We start from the raw sequence: 14,452 nt of genomic DNA, 5'->3' as shown, positions 1-14,452 counted from the left end.
ATGTCCGAGGCAGCTGCAAATTCAAAAGAAAAAAACGAAATTGAAGTTTCCAAAACTATTTTGCCTGAAAATAAAAAATATGAAAGTGAATCTTTGAATTATCAAATAAACATTCCAGATTGGCTTCTTAAAGATATACATAATTTTGAAAAATCAAATAAAGAAAATGATGAGAATCAAAACCTTATAGTAAAGGCTTTTAAACTTGCTTATAAAGCTCATGATGGACAATTCCGTGCGAGCGGCGAGCCATACATTATCCACCCCGTTGCTGTTGCAAATCTCCTTAAAGAAATAGGTGCTAGTTCATCTGTTATTGCTGCAGGCCTTTTACATGATGTAGTTGAAGATACTGGCATTGATTTATCCGAAATAGAAACAAATTTTGGATTAGAAGTAAAAATACTTGTAGAGGGTGTAACAAAATTAGGCGGCATACACTTTAACAACAGGACTGAAGCACAAGCTGAAAATCTTAGGAAAATGTTTTTGGCTATGGCCAGCGATATCAGAGTTGTCTTAGTTAAACTTGCAGATCGACTTCATAACATGAGAACAATTGAATGGCTAAATGATGAGAAAAAACTAAGAATAGCGAGAGAAACAAGAGAGATTTATGCACCATTAGCTAATCGACTAGGAATAAACAGATTTAAATGGGAATTAGAAGATTTAGCTTTTAAATTCCTAGAGCCTAAAGAATATCTAGATCTTAAAGATCAAATCGCCGTTAAAAGAAGTGATAGAGAAAAAAGATTAAAAGTAACTTTGAATCTTATGAAGGAAAACTTGATTTCAGCGGGTTTGAAAAATTTTGAAATAACAGGAAGGCCAAAACATCTTTATGGCATCTGGAGCAAAATGGAAAGACAACAAAAGCAATTTCACGAGATTTATGATGTTGCTGCCCTAAGAATTATCGTGGACAATTCAGATAGTTGTTATAGAGCTTTAGCAGTTGTTCATGATACTTTCAAACCAATTCCAGGTAGATTTAAAGACTATATAGGATTACCAAAACCCAATGGATATCAGTCCTTACACACTTCTGTGATTGGAAGACATCGACCTATTGAAGTTCAAATTAGAACTACTTCGATGCATCAAATTGCTGAATATGGTATTGCTGCTCATTGGCAATATAAAGAGGGTGGTTCTCCTGCTAAAAGTAATGCCGAGAGATTTAATTGGCTAAGACAATTAGTAGAATGGCAACAAGAAGGTAATGAAAGGGATCATAATGATTATTTAGCTTCAATTAAAGAAGATTTATTTGATGAAGAAGTATTTGTAATCACTCCAAAAGGAGATGTTGTTGGTTTAAGGAAAGGATCTACCGCGATAGATTTCGCCTACAGAATCCATTCTGAAGTTGGAAATCACTGTAATGGAATAAGAATTAATGAAAAGCTTTCTCCATTATCTACAGCACTTCAAAATGGTGACTTCATAGAAATTTTGACAAGTAATAATGCTACTCCAAGCTTAGATTGGCTGAACTTTGTAGTTACGCCAACTGCTAAAAATAGAATTCGCCAATGGTATAAGAAAAGCCATCGTGATGAAACGATTAAAAGAGGTAGAGATTTACTTGAAAAAGAAGTAGGTAGAAACGGTTTTGAAGCATTACTTTCTAGTGAAGCCATGAAAAAAGTTGCAAATCGATGCAATTTAAAAACTACTGAAGACCTTCTTGCATCTCTTGGTTTTGGTGGTTTAACTTTGCATCAAGTATTAAACAGACTAAGAGAAGAAATAAAATTACAGACAGAAGATGTAAAAAATGATTCTGACTCTGAAATAGCAAAATCTCTTAAAAGTAATAATAATTTATCCACTAATCAATCTAATACAGCAGCTAAATCACCAATTTCCGGGATAGAAGGTCTTGATTACAGAATAGGTAAATGCTGTTCCCCACTCCCAGGCGAGGATATTATCGGAACTGTGTCGCTCGGCAACCATGGGATAACTATACATAGGGAAGATTGTGAAAATGTAATACCAATTCCAATAGAGAGAAGATTACCTGTCGGTTGGAATCAAGATAATAAAACTGGCGATAATAAGTTTCCAATTCAGCTACGAATAGAAGTAATTGATCGAGTTGGAGTTCTTAAAGATATTCTTATGCGGTTATCTGATAAAGGTATAAACGTTAGTGATGCCAATGTTAAAACTGCTTATGGTAAACCAGCTATTATAAATCTTTGTGTAGGTCTTGAAAGTTATAATCAACTTCACAAAACAATTGAACAAATTAAATCGATGGCAGATGTTTTAGATATCGCCAGAGTTGGACAAAGTTAATTTTAAAATCAGATCAATCTATCTTTTAATTTTTATCTTGTAGATAAAGAAAACAATACTGCCGCAAATCAAAGCTAATAAAATACCTACACAAGATGAACCTAAGAGTAATTTTAAGGAAAAAATTCTACCTTGTTTCCATAAGTCATCAATAACTAAACTTTTTTCAAGAATTTTATTAGAAGGATTATTTAAAAAAATCGAACCAACTTTATAGTTAAAATAATAAAGTGGAATATAAGTAAAAGGGTTGCTGATCCAGGTACCAATTGCAGCTAGAACAATATTTCCCTTAGCTATTTTCGCAAAAAATACTCCCATTAAAGTCTGAAAACCAAAAAATGGAAAGCAACCACTAAATACCCCTATAGCTAAACCTTTAGCATTAAAGAAAGGACTTCCATTCTGACTCCTAAATAATGATAGAATTTTCTTATTGGTAATATCTCTTTTAAATCTCATTCAGAAAGAAAATTTCAAAATTAAATTCTTGATAATCTTACTTAATTATCCATAACAAAGCGAGAAATGGATTCGATAGTTACTACAGAAGATACGATAGCAGCAATTGCTTCAGCTATAAGTATTGGGAAGGGAGGAGTTGCGATAATAAGAGTATCAGGGAAAGACGCAATAAATTCTTGCAAAAAGATTGTTCAAACTAAATCTAAATATGCATGGGAATCACATAGGGTTTTTCGTGGTTTTATTCAGGAAAATAAAAAAAATAAATTTATAGATGAGGTTTTAATTTTAGTGATGAAATCCCCAAATAGCTTCACAGGAGAGGATGTAGTTGAACTTCATTGCCATGGCGGAATTATCATAGTAAATAAAGTTTTAAAGATATTATTATCTAGTAATTCTAGAGTTAGACTTGCAAACCCAGGAGAATTTAGTCAAAGAGCTTTTCTTAATGGAAAAATAGACCTTACTCAAGCCGAGTCGATTAATCAATTAATTAATGCAAGCAATACCAGATCAGCAGAGTTAGCTTTTAGCGGGGTTCAAGGAGAAATAAAGAAAAAAATTGATGATATTAAAAATGACCTTATAAATCAACTTTGCGAAATAGAAGCGAGAGTTGATTTTGAAGAAGACTTCACAGATTTTGATTACACCAAATATCTAAAAAACATTAAAAAAGTCAAAGAAAAAATAGAATTACTTATAGAAAATGCAAAAAGAAATTCATATATTCACAATGGAATATCCATTGCGCTTATAGGTAAAACAAATGTTGGTAAAAGCTCTTTATTAAATTTGCTTGCAAAAAAAGAGAAAGCAATCGTAACTAATATTCCTGGAACAACTAGAGATGTTATTGAAGTTAATTTAACTATTAATGATATTCCAATGAAAATAATTGATACTGCTGGCATAAGAGAAACTCATGAACAAATTGAAAGTATTGGAATTAAAAAAAGTTTTGGGAAAATAAAAGAGTCAGATTTTATAATTTATATTTATAGTCTTGAAGAAGGATTTAATGAAGAAGACAAAAAAATAATACAAGAAATTCCTAAAGAAAAATTAATTACTATTTTGGGCAATAAAAAAGATTTAATTGATTGCAAAAATATTAATTCAAATGAGTTAAAAAACACAATTCTTATGAGTATTAAGAATAATGATGGTGAAAGATTATTAATAAACACAATTATAAAAAAATGCGGATTAAAACAAGTAGAAAATATCAATATATTTTTAAACGAAAGACATCTAACAAATTTGTCTGCTTGCTTATCTAATTTAAATGATACTGATGAAATAATTAAAAATAAATTGCCATTTGATTTGTTATCAATTGAGCTGAGAGATGGAATTCAAAACTTATCTAAAATAACTGGTCAAGAATTAACTGAGGAACTTCTAGATAATATTTTTTCTAAGTTTTGTATTGGTAAATAAATTTGAGTTAAATTACATAGTGATATATAGTTGATTCTCTAACTTCAGTTTAATTTTTATTAATTAATTATTTCTTAGTTTAGTGGATTTAAATACTCCAATAATAAGTAAAATCATTGATAATTGGATCGATGAAGATATAGGTAGGGGAGATCTTACAAGTTCCTCTATTACAGAAGAGAATGGTAATGCATATTGGATTGCAAAAGAAGAGGGTATATTCTGCGGGGTTGAAATTATAAAAGAAATTTTTAGAAAAATTGATTTAAAAATCAGTCCAAAATTTAATATCTCTGATGGAGATAAATTTGTTAAAGATCAAAAACTCTTAGAAATATATGGGCCTTCAAAAAGTTTACTCGCTAGTGAAAGGATCAGCTTAAATATCGCAATGCATTTATCTGGAATATCAACATATACAAAGAATCTTACAGATAAATTAGAAGGCACAAATATAAAATTAGCAGATACTAGGAAAACGACTCCTGGCTTAAGAATATTTGAAAAATATGCATTCAAATGCGGAGGTGGCGTGAATCATAGAATGGGATTATACGATGCTGCTATGATCAAAGAAAATCATATTGCATGGACAGATAATCTTAAGAATGCAGTACAAAATATTCGCCTAAATTCGCCTTTTACAACTCATATTATAATTGAAGCTGAGAATATCGATCAGGCAAAAGAAGCAGTATTAGCAGGAGCGGATAGTGTCTTATTAGATGAACTTAGTCCTGAAATAATCAAAAAAAACGTTCAAGAATTAAGAGAGTTATCAATTAATAGTCTACAAAAAGAAGTCAATAAAAATTTGATAATAGAAGTTTCTGGAATAAACCCTCAAGAAATTAGTAAATATCTAATAAAAGGTATTGATTTGATTTCAACAAGTTCTTCAATTACCAAAAGTAATTGGATTGATTTGAGTATGCGTTATATTAATTAATCATATAGATAAATAATTGAATAATTAATGCTAATCATTTTTAAAGAATTAACAAAACAATTTGAACAATCTCTTTTAGATAGTCTTGAAAAAAATGATAAAAAAGGAGAATTCGCAATTCTTAGCAAGAATTTAATTACACAATCATCAAAAGAGGAATTTGGTGATTATCAATGTAATGTTTGTTTAAGTTTATCTAAAATATATAAAAAGAACCCAAGAGATATTTCTAATGATTTTATTAACCTTTTAAATAAAAATAAAAGCATAGCAAAATTATGTAAGAGTCTAGAAATAGCTGGACCTGGATTTATAAATATAAAATTAAAAGATGAGGTTCTAATAAATGAAATTAAGTCAAATATTCAATGCAATAGGGCTGGCATACCTCTAATTAGAAAAGATTTAGATAGTGGTTTGTCCAATAAAGTTATTGTAGATTTTTCTAGCCCTAATATTGCTAAAGAAATGCATGTAGGGCATTTAAGATCAACAATAATAGGTGACTCAATATCTAGAATTTTCGAGTTAAGAGGTTATGAAGTATTAAGACTCAATCATGTTGGTGATTGGGGAACACAATTTGGCATGCTTATTACTCAGCTCAAAGATTTATATTCAAATGATCTAGAAGAGATAGGAAAGATCAAGATAAGTGATTTAGTTGAATTTTATAAAGAATCAAAAAAAAGATTTGATAACGAATCTGAATTCCAAAAAAGATCTAGAGAGGAAGTAGTTAAGTTACAAAGTGGAGATATTAAATCGATGAAAGCTTGGAAATTATTATGTGATCAATCAAGGAAAGAATTTGATGAAATCTATAAAACTTTAAAAATAAAAATAGAAGAAAGAGGTGAATCTTTTTATAATCCCTTCTTAAAATCAGTTATTGATGATTTGAATTTCGTAAAAATATTAGTAGAAGATCAAGGAGCAAAATGTGTATTTTTAGATGGGATGACTAATAAAGAAGGCCAACCTTTACCGCTAATTATTCAAAAAAAAGATGGAGGTTTTAATTATGCCACCACAGATCTTGCTGCTATAAGATACAGATTCAATAAACCTCCTAATGGCGATGATGCTTCAAGAATTATTTATGTAACTGATCATGGGCAAGCAAATCATTTTGCTGGAGTTTTTCAAGTTGCAAAAAAAGCAAAATGGATCCCAGAAAATTGTCAAGTAGACCATGTCCCTTTTGGGTTAGTTCAAGGAATTGATGGCAAAAAACTAAAGACAAGAGAAGGTGAAACAATACGCCTAAAAGATTTATTAAATGAAGCAGTTAGAAGAGCAAAAGAAGATTTATTGAAAAGATTAGAAGATGAAGATCGTTATGAGACCAAAGAGTTTATAGCAAATACTTCACGAATTATTGGATTAGGAGCTGTTAAGTATGCAGATTTAAGTCAAAATAGGATTACTAATTATCAATTTAGTTTTGATAAAATGCTTTCCCTTAATGGTAATACTGCTCCTTATTTGTTATATACACTTGTAAGAATTTTAGGAATTAAAAGAAAAATTGATTTTGTTTATGAATCTAAAGATTTTCAGTACGTAAATTATGAACATAAATCTGAGTGGAAACTTATCAGAAAATTACTTAGGTTCGATGAAGTCATAATTTCTATTGAAAAAGACTTAATGCCAAATAGATTATGCAATTATCTGTTCGAGCTATGTCAGACTTTTAATAGATTCTATGATCAAGTTCCAATCCTCAAAGAAGAAAAAAATATAAAAATCTCTAGGCTTAATTTATGTGATCTAACTGCAAAAACACTAAAATTAAGCTTAGATATTTTAGGAATTGAAACTTTAGAAAGAATGTAATGAATGATTTTGATCCATTAAATAATCTTTTCCCAAAACCAAGAGAAGAAATAATAAATATGCAGTCTTACTCTGCACCTTTAGAAAATAGAAGAAATTTACTCCGCTTAGACTTTAATGAAAATACTTTAGGTCCAAGTCCTAAGGTTTTAGAGGCATTAAAAGCGATAAAATTAGATGAGATATCAATTTATCCAGAATATAATTTTTTAAAAAAATTTTTATGTGATAAATATCTTGATTCAAGAAAATTTGGTAATGATGAAATCGGAATTTTCAATGGAGCAGATGCAGCAATAAATGCAATTTTCAATTGCTTTGGAGAAAAAGATCAGATATTTCTAACCACAAATCCAACTTTTGGTTACTATTCTCCTTGTGCAGAAATCCGAGGAATGAAAAAAATAAGTTGTTCTTACATTGGAGAAAATTTTCTATTCCCCATCGAAGAATTTAGGGAAAAAATAATAAAGCATAATCCAAAGTTAATATTTATTTGCAATCCAAATAATCCAACAGGAACTGTTCTAAGCTCTCATGAAATAATTAATTTAGCCAATATCAATAACGATTCATTAATAGTTGTTGATGAACTATATGAAAAATTTAATGGAGATAGTCTTCTTGAATCGATAGATTTTGAAAAGAATAAAAATATACTAATAATCCAATCTCTTTCAAAAACTGCAGGTCTAGCTGGTTTAAGAATAGGTTTTACTTTTGGCAATAAAAGTTTAATTCAGTACATTAATAAAGTTACAGGACCATATGATGTAAACAGCTTTGCTATAACAGCTGCATTAGCAGCACTTAAAGACAAATCATATATTGATAATTATGTTTTAGAAGTAAAAAAGGCGAGGGAATGGATTTTAAATAAATTTAAATCAACAAAAATCAGAACTCACTTTAGTGGAGGTAATTATTTCTTAATTTGGCCAAAAAAAGATCCTAAAATCTTAATACAACAGATGAGAGAAAAAGGTATTCTTATTAGAAGTATGGAAAATAAAAAAGATATCGATAATTCTATAAGGGTTAGTATTGGAACAAAAGAACAAATGATTTTTTTCTGGGACAATTACAAAATATTAGATTTAAAAAATTAATTACTGAAAATATAAATTGTATTTTGATCGATTCTTTTAGGTTTTATTTGAAAATCTTTTCCAACATATTTTACTTTAAAATCTTTCATATTTTCGATAAATAAATCAGCATTTGAGAAATCACATTCTTTATTAATTTTTTTACCGCGTTCAAAGTGCACAGGAATAACTACATTAGGTTTTAGAAGCTTAACTATTTTTGAAGCTTCTTTACCATTGTAAGATTTTATTCCTCCTCCAATTGAAATAAACAATATATCTGGACTAGACAAAATAATTTGACTGTTTATATCAATATCACCAGCAGCTCCTCCCATATGAACGATTTTAAGATCATTCTGCTCCCAACTCCAAACAGTTGCCATCCCAAATCTTCTTCCATCTAATCTGTCATGTGGTACAGAAATTCCATTTAATAAAATATCCTCAAATTGATAGATTCCTGGTTCAACGAACATTAATTGATCATTAGGGTTATATCCTTCATCTGGAAGCCTAGAACTAGCCAAAATAAAATCTACGTTGACTTCTTTTGGCTCCTTTAAATTACTTGCACAACCTATTGCTTTAAAGGGATTTATAAGAATAGATTTATCTGAACTAGTAATTAAAAAACTACTATGTCCCAAACTTTTTATTCCTAAGTTCCTTGCCAATAATGAGGTAGGTAAAAAAGAGCTAACTAATATCAAAAATAAAAAGTTTTTAATTTGAGAAATCATAATATTAATTTTTTTTTATTTTACTTTTGTTCAGCCATTTTTAGAAAATTACTAATTAATTTATGACCAAATTGCGTCAACACACTTTCAGGATGGAACTGTACCCCATGTAAATGTTTATATTCTTTATGAGAGATAGCCATAATTGTTGAGTCTTCTAAAGTCGCAGTTATGTCGAAACAAGATGGTAAACAACTTGAATCAACTATAAGACTATGATATCTAGTAGCCACAAATGGAGTCTCGATATCTTTAAACAATCCTTTTTGATTATGAAATATTTTGGATGTCTTACCATGCATAAGTTCTTTCCCAACTATAACCTTACCTCCAAAAGCTTGGGCCAAAGCTTGATGACCTAAACAAACTCCCAAGGTCGGAATATTTTTAGATAATTTTTTTAGTATTGGAAGACAAATTCCAGATTGATCTGGATTACCTGGACCTGGAGATAAGAGAATTCCAGCAGGATTTAGTTTGATAATTTCTTCTAGAGTAATTTCATCATTTCTTTTAACTATTAATTCTTTAGTTATTTCATGCTCAACTGAAAGTTCTCCTAAATATTGAACAAGGTTATAAGTAAAACTATCGTAATTATCAATAACAAGAAACATAGTTATGTGGATTTAAAATAACAACTTAATTTTAGGAACAAAGATATATACAGCAATAATAACAGAATTAATGGAAGCTAATAATACTGCACCTGCAGAAGTATCTTTTGAAATTTTAGCCAAAAAATTAAATTCTTTTTTCACTATTAAATCAACAATTGATTCAATAGATGTGTTCAATATTTCTAATATTAAAACAGACATTATTGTTGCAATCAAAATAACATAATTACTTAGACTAATTTTGAGTAAAAAACCAATTATTAAACTTGTAACTGCAAAAATTAATTGAATTTTAAAATTTCTTGAAGTTTTAAATACATAACAAATACCACTGAAAGCATACTTAAAACTTATAAATACATTACTAGAAGTTTTGTATGATTCTTTTCTATTTTCTAAATAGTTTATTTTTTTTTCCATTGTTTTTTAATCTAATCGAGTAATTAAATATTCTTGGAAATTTAACATATTTTCTAAATCATGCTCATTATTGTGTTCCCATCCCAAAAGATGTAAAAATCCATGACTAGCTAACCAGATCATCTCTCTATAGATTGAATGTTTATATTCATAAGATTGCTCAAGTGCCATCTCTAATGATATAAATATATCTCCCAACTCTATATGATCTAAATTATTTAGAGATTCATCAGAAATAATTGGAAAAGATAGAACATCAGTTGGACCATTTTTTTGCATCCATTTCTTATTCAAAGAAGCAATTTCTTGATTAGATATTATCTGTAGGCCTAATGAAAAAGATTTTTTTTCAAAAATATAATTTGGCAATTCATAATCCTTTTTTTTTAATATTATATTTATCCAAGATAAAAAAACTCTCTCCCAAAAAATAGATTCAAAAATAAGCTTACTTTTAGTATCTTTTAACTTATTTGAATATTGAGAAAAATCATTACATTGAAAAACCAAATCTAAATTTATTTCAGAAATAATTTGTTCTGTCATACATTCTTATACAGGAATATTGGGCTTACCTATTGTGGCTACAAGTATTAATATCCCAATTAAAACTAAAAAGGTTATTGAAAAATGAGAAATACTTTTTGAACCTTTCCTTACCATATTTCTCATAGCAAGCTTTATAAAGCTTGGAGGAGCAACTTTTTTTTCAATATTTTCGTTTTTATTTTTCATTATTTATTCAATAGATTCGTTAGAAGAAATATTTATGCGTAATAATTCATGAATAAATGGTTCAAGTTCACCATCTAAAACATTATCTAAGTCGTTAGTCTCCTGCATAGTCCTGAGATCTTTTACCATTTGATAGGGATGGAAAACATAATTTCTTATTTGATTGCCCCATGCAGCTTCCACAATATCACCTTTAATATCAGCAACTTCTGCAGCTCGTTGTTCTTTAGCAATCACTAGTAGTTTAGACTTAAGAAGTATCATAGCTTTTTCTTTATTTTGTAATTGAGATCTTTCTTGGGTACATCTTACTGAAATCCCTGAAGGCAAATGAACAATTCTCACCGCTGTTTCTACTTTATTAACATTTTGTCCTCCAGCCCCACCGGATCTACTTGTTGTAATTTCTAAATCTTTTTCAGGTATATCAAGTGAAATATTATCATCTAATTTTGGCATAACCTCAACCCCAGCAAAGCTGGTTTGTCTTTTACCATTAGCATTGAAAGGAGAAATTCTTACTAATCTATGAGTTCCTTTTTCATGTTGTAGATATCCGTATGCATATTTTCCATCAATTTCAAACGTTACACTTTTAATACCCGCTTCTTCGCCTTGAGATAATTCATTAATGACAAGACTCATTTGATTATTATCGGCCCATCTTGAATACATTCTCAATAAGATCTCTACCCAATCCTGCGCATCTGTTCCACCCGCACCTGCATTAATAGAAACTACTGCTCCTTCCTTATCGTATTCACCACATAACAATCTTTCAAATTCCCATTTATCTAAATTCTCTCTTAATTTCTTTAGGCCCTGCTTGGATTCCAAAATCATTTCCTCTTCTGGTTCTAAAGAATAAAGCTCAAGAGAGGCATTAGCATCAGAAATAAAAGTTTTCCATTTATCCAACAATTCGAGTTGAGCCTTAACATCATCAAGGATTAACATTTGTTTTTTCGCTTCTTCTTGATTCTCCCAAAATTCAGGCTGAGCAGAAATTTGCTCTAACTCTCTCCTTTTCGCTTTTAATCTTGGAACGTCAAAGACAATCCTGAGCATTACCCAGGCGCTCTGTTAGTTCCGAAAGATCTTTTTTGAAATCTGTAATATCTATCAAAATAGAATTTAATCGTTATTTATAATCTAACAGGCACTTTTGTTTAATAGTATAAACTAAGTATTATTTTAAAAAAATGTCCAAAGTTGAAATTTATACTTGGCAATATTGCCCATTCTGTATTCGAGCAAAATCTCTACTCAAGAAAAAAAATATAAATTTTACAGAATATAAGATTGATGGCGATGCAGATGCCAGAGCATTGATGACTGAAAGAGCTGATGGTAGGAGAACATTACCACAAATATTCATAGATAACGAGGGTATTGGAGGCTGCGACGATCTCTACACATTAGAAAATGAAAATAAATTAGACGCATTATTAGCCTAGATCTTATGAAATTTCTATTCGTAATAGATCCAATAAAAAATATAAACCCCTTAAAAGATTCATCCGCTGCTTTAATGCAAGCATCATCCAAAAAAAATATTGAAATCTGGAGTTGTACTCCTCAAGACCTTGAAGCTAGAGGTGATGAAGTATGGGCTTCTTCCGTAAAAGTTGGAGTCAATCCGTGGATTTCTTTCAAAGAGAATGATTGTATCCCTCTCGCCGAATTTAATTGCATTTGGATGAGAAAAGATCCCCCTGTTAATGAGGCTTATTTGTATGCAACACATCTTTTAGAAGTTGCCGAAAGAAAAGGAGTAAAAGTAATTAACAAACCTTCATCATTAAGAGCATGGAATGAAAAGTTAGGTGCTTTGAGATACAGCCACTTAATGGCACCTACAATAGTTGCGAGTAAGGTAAAAGATCTTATTAATTTTGCAAATATAAATAATGAAGTAGTTATAAAACCTCTGGGAGGAAAAGGTGGTCAAGGTGTTATAAGGATAAATAAAAATTCTCCAGGAATTAAATCAATCATTGAATTAATCACTTCTCAAGAAGAATTACCCGTTATGATGCAAAAATTTATTCCTGAAGTCATAGATGGTGATAAAAGAATAATTATCGTAAATGGTGAAGCAATTGGATCTATAAATAGGATTCCTCAAGGAGGCGATTTTAGGAGTAACTTAGCGATGGGAGGGAAAGCTCAACCAACAATATTAACAGAAAAAGAAAAAAGTATCTGCTCAGAATTATCTCAACACTTTAAAGATGAAGGTTTATTTTTTGTAGGTATTGATGTAATAAATGGAATGCTGAGCGAGATTAATGTTACCAGTCCAACAGGTTTAAGAGAAATAGAAAATTTATCCAATAAGAATGTTTCAGTGGAAGTAATTGAAAAATTAGTGGAAATTATCTAGGATTTTTAGCGAAAAATATTTGTTTTACTATAGTTTCAAATTTTAATTTAATCTCATCTATTTCTTTATCTAAAACTGAGCCTGAAACTATACCTGAACCGGCAGTAAATTCAATATTTTCTTCAATATATCTTGCACCTCTTATGGCTAAAAGAAATGATGCATTTCCTGATGCATCAACCCAACCCATTGGAGAAGCATAATTTCCTCTAGGAAAAGACTCAAGAGTGTTTATCCAATCCAATGCTGCATTTTTTGGGTATCCACAAACAGCCGGAGATGGATGTAAGTTTTTAAGTAATTCAAAAGGACATAAATTTTCAACTTTTGAGAAAATAAGTGTTTGCAAATGAGAAATATCTCCGAATGAATTTACCTTGATATCACTTTTTTTAAAGTTTTTTATTTTTGAAACTTCTAAACATTTAATCAAATACTCTGTTACATAATTATGTTCCTTTAAGTCTTTAGTACTTTTTAGTAATTTCTTAATATTTGAATTAGTAGAGATAGTTCCAGCGAGAGCCTCCAAAGTTAAATTAGGTTTAGTAAAAGAAAATACTTTTTCTGGAGATGCTCCAAACAAAATATCCTTACTATTTCTTTTCCAAACGTATCTGCATGTATTTGAATGATTCTTTTTTAATCTTTTTAAAATTTCTACTAAATCTAATTTATTTTTAAATTTTATTTTAATCCTATTCGCTAAAACTATCTTTTCGAGAATACCTTTTTCTACTAATTGAATTCCTTTATTTAATACTTTTTTCAAATTTTTATTAGAAGTTTCTAAGGAGTGCAAGAAATCATCAATAATAGGAAAATCAAAACTAGTTTTTAAGCCAGATGATTTTATTAATTCTGGCTCAGAATTAATAACTTGATTTCTAATTGTCCATATTTCTTCAATTAATGTTCTTAATGATGATTTACCTTCAACATGACCATTGATTCTTAACCAGCAATTCTTATCACTTTTAGTAATTAATATTTTTGGCAAGATGGCTTCCAAACAAGGGATATCTGAAGGTAAATTCTTATTATTCAAATTTTCAGAAAAAGAAAATAAATATATTATTTTTGAAAGTGCAGAATTATGTGATTCATTAGTTAAGTTAATTAAATTTTTAAAATTCTCAGAATTAAACTCTTTTGCCACCTCAAATCTTTTTGGACCATCCAAAGTAACATATTTACATTTCTCAAAAGCAATATATGAAATACCATTAGATTCCTCCCAAAATGAAGAAAAAGAATATTTATTTATCAACAATTCATATACTTGTAATAAATCAATAAAAGGAATCTCAACACAAATACTTACTAATCCAGAATTCTCCACTTTCTTATCGAAAGAGGAAAATATATCTTTTAAAAAATCTGTTAAGTTTAAATCATTTTTCATTACTTATTGAAAATAACTAAAAATCATGCAATAAAGTAAAAAA

At 29.4% G+C, this 14,452-nt stretch carries 15 protein-coding genes; 7 read left to right on the top strand and 8 right to left on the bottom strand.

What is annotated here, in order from left to right:
* Entirely contained in the window at positions 1-2,310 is a 2,310-nt protein-coding gene (locus HA148_RS01015; protein ID WP_209129441.1) for a RelA/SpoT family protein, read from the top strand.
* 18 nt (positions 2,311-2,328) lie between these two features.
* On the opposite strand, the gene HA148_RS01010 is transcribed toward HA148_RS01015, so the two are convergent.
* Positions 2,329-2,772, bottom strand: coding sequence for a DUF2062 domain-containing protein (locus tag HA148_RS01010; protein ID WP_209129439.1), 444 nt, complete (start codon positions 2,770-2,772; stop codon positions 2,329-2,331).
* Positions 2,773-2,838: 66 nt separating this feature from the next.
* Here HA148_RS01010 and mnmE point away from each other — a divergent pair, with 66 nt between their 5' ends.
* From mnmE to HA148_RS00990, 4 genes are all read left to right on the top strand, one after another.
* Complete coding sequence (mnmE, locus tag HA148_RS01005) at positions 2,839-4,221, top strand: tRNA uridine-5-carboxymethylaminomethyl(34) synthesis GTPase MnmE (protein WP_209129437.1); 1,383 nt, start codon at positions 2,839-2,841, stop codon at positions 4,219-4,221.
* 82 nt (positions 4,222-4,303) lie between these two features.
* Positions 4,304-5,170 carry a carboxylating nicotinate-nucleotide diphosphorylase gene (gene nadC, locus HA148_RS01000; RefSeq protein WP_209129435.1) on the top strand — a complete coding sequence of 289 codons (867 nt, stop codon included), beginning with the start codon at positions 4,304-4,306 and terminating at the stop codon, positions 5,168-5,170.
* 27 nt (positions 5,171-5,197) lie between these two features.
* Positions 5,198-7,012: an arginine--tRNA ligase gene (argS, locus tag HA148_RS00995; RefSeq protein WP_209129432.1), complete on the top strand. Its 1,815-nt coding sequence runs from the start codon at positions 5,198-5,200 to the stop codon at positions 7,010-7,012.
* Entirely contained in the window at positions 7,012-8,121 is a 1,110-nt protein-coding gene (locus tag HA148_RS00990; protein WP_209129430.1) for a pyridoxal phosphate-dependent aminotransferase, read from the top strand. The genes argS and HA148_RS00990 overlap by 1 nt, the downstream gene beginning before the upstream one ends.
* On the opposite strand, the gene HA148_RS00985 is transcribed toward HA148_RS00990, so the two are convergent.
* The 6 genes from HA148_RS00985 to prfB all read right to left on the bottom strand — a co-directional run bounded on the left by HA148_RS00985 (position 8,118) and on the right by prfB (position 11,744).
* A complete protein-coding gene (locus tag HA148_RS00985; RefSeq protein WP_209129428.1) occupies positions 8,118-8,843 on the bottom strand; it encodes an MBL fold metallo-hydrolase in 726 nt (241 codons plus the stop codon). The genes HA148_RS00990 and HA148_RS00985 overlap by 4 nt on opposite strands.
* Positions 8,844-8,863: 20 nt before the next feature.
* Positions 8,864-9,460 carry an anthranilate synthase component II gene (locus tag HA148_RS00980; RefSeq protein WP_209129426.1) on the bottom strand — a complete coding sequence of 199 codons (597 nt, stop codon included), beginning with the start codon at positions 9,458-9,460 and terminating at the stop codon, positions 8,864-8,866.
* 12 nt (positions 9,461-9,472) lie between these two features.
* The gene (locus HA148_RS00975) at positions 9,473-9,883 is read right to left on the bottom strand and encodes a diacylglycerol kinase family protein (protein WP_209129423.1); all 411 of its coding nucleotides are present in this window, start codon (positions 9,881-9,883) and stop codon (positions 9,473-9,475) included.
* Between the two features lie 6 nt (positions 9,884-9,889).
* Entirely contained in the window at positions 9,890-10,429 is a 540-nt protein-coding gene (ybeY, locus tag HA148_RS00970) for an rRNA maturation RNase YbeY (RefSeq protein ID WP_209129421.1), read from the bottom strand.
* A gap of 6 nt (positions 10,430-10,435) precedes the next feature.
* A complete protein-coding gene (locus HA148_RS00965) occupies positions 10,436-10,618 on the bottom strand; it encodes a DUF3285 domain-containing protein (protein ID WP_002807789.1) in 183 nt (60 codons plus the stop codon).
* Positions 10,619-10,621: 3 nt separating this feature from the next.
* Positions 10,622-11,744, bottom strand: a protein-coding gene (gene prfB, locus HA148_RS00960; protein WP_209129419.1) for a peptide chain release factor 2 whose coding sequence is annotated in 2 segments (ribosomal slippage) — positions 10,622-11,668 and positions 11,670-11,744 — 1,122 coding nt in all. Because the reading frame shifts where the segments join, the coding sequence is not laid out codon by codon here.
* Between the two features lie 76 nt (positions 11,745-11,820).
* On the opposite strand from prfB, the gene grxC reads away from it, so the two are divergent.
* Positions 11,821-12,075 (top strand): glutaredoxin 3, encoded by a 255-nt coding sequence (gene grxC / locus HA148_RS00955; protein WP_209129417.1) that lies wholly within the window; start codon positions 11,821-11,823, stop codon positions 12,073-12,075.
* 5 nt (positions 12,076-12,080) lie between these two features.
* Positions 12,081-13,004 carry a glutathione synthase gene (gshB, locus tag HA148_RS00950; protein ID WP_209129415.1) on the top strand — a complete coding sequence of 308 codons (924 nt, stop codon included), beginning with the start codon at positions 12,081-12,083 and terminating at the stop codon, positions 13,002-13,004.
* Here gshB and HA148_RS00945 read toward each other — a convergent pair.
* Entirely contained in the window at positions 12,997-14,409 is a 1,413-nt protein-coding gene (locus HA148_RS00945; protein WP_209129413.1) for a chorismate-binding protein, read from the bottom strand. The two genes, gshB and HA148_RS00945, sit on opposite strands and share 8 nt — an antisense overlap.
* Between the last annotated feature and the right edge of the window lie 43 nt (positions 14,410-14,452).

Origin of the sequence: Prochlorococcus marinus XMU1405, from assembly GCF_017696275.1 — a bacterium.
Lineage (GTDB): Bacteria > Cyanobacteriota > Cyanobacteriia > PCC-6307 > Cyanobiaceae > Prochlorococcus_A > Prochlorococcus_A marinus_AB.
This window is presented reverse-complemented; position numbering and strand designations above follow the sequence as displayed.

Excerpts from the sequence above, each read along its gene's own strand:
- HA148_RS01015 (WP_209129441.1), top strand. The coding sequence starts at position 1 with ATGTCCGAGGCAGCTGCAAATTCAAAAGAAAAAAACGAAATTGAAGTT.
- HA148_RS01010 (WP_209129439.1), bottom strand. The coding sequence starts at position 2,772 with ATGAGATTTAAAAGAGATATTACCAATAAGAAAATTCTATCATTATTT.
- mnmE (WP_209129437.1), top strand. The coding sequence starts at position 2,839 with ATGGATTCGATAGTTACTACAGAAGATACGATAGCAGCAATTGCTTCA.
- argS (WP_209129432.1), top strand. The coding sequence starts at position 5,198 with ATGCTAATCATTTTTAAAGAATTAACAAAACAATTTGAACAATCTCTT.
- HA148_RS00990 (WP_209129430.1), top strand. The coding sequence starts at position 7,012 with ATGAATGATTTTGATCCATTAAATAATCTTTTCCCAAAACCAAGAGAA.
- HA148_RS00985 (WP_209129428.1), bottom strand. The coding sequence starts at position 8,843 with ATGATTTCTCAAATTAAAAACTTTTTATTTTTGATATTAGTTAGCTCT.
- HA148_RS00980 (WP_209129426.1), bottom strand. The coding sequence starts at position 9,460 with ATGTTTCTTGTTATTGATAATTACGATAGTTTTACTTATAACCTTGTT.
- HA148_RS00975 (WP_209129423.1), bottom strand. The coding sequence starts at position 9,883 with ATGGAAAAAAAAATAAACTATTTAGAAAATAGAAAAGAATCATACAAA.
- ybeY (WP_209129421.1), bottom strand. The coding sequence starts at position 10,429 with ATGACAGAACAAATTATTTCTGAAATAAATTTAGATTTGGTTTTTCAA.
- HA148_RS00965 (WP_002807789.1), bottom strand. The coding sequence starts at position 10,618 with ATGAAAAATAAAAACGAAAATATTGAAAAAAAAGTTGCTCCTCCAAGC.
- grxC (WP_209129417.1), top strand. The coding sequence starts at position 11,821 with ATGTCCAAAGTTGAAATTTATACTTGGCAATATTGCCCATTCTGTATT.
- gshB (WP_209129415.1), top strand. The coding sequence starts at position 12,081 with ATGAAATTTCTATTCGTAATAGATCCAATAAAAAATATAAACCCCTTA.
- HA148_RS00945 (WP_209129413.1), bottom strand. The coding sequence starts at position 14,409 with ATGAAAAATGATTTAAACTTAACAGATTTTTTAAAAGATATATTTTCC.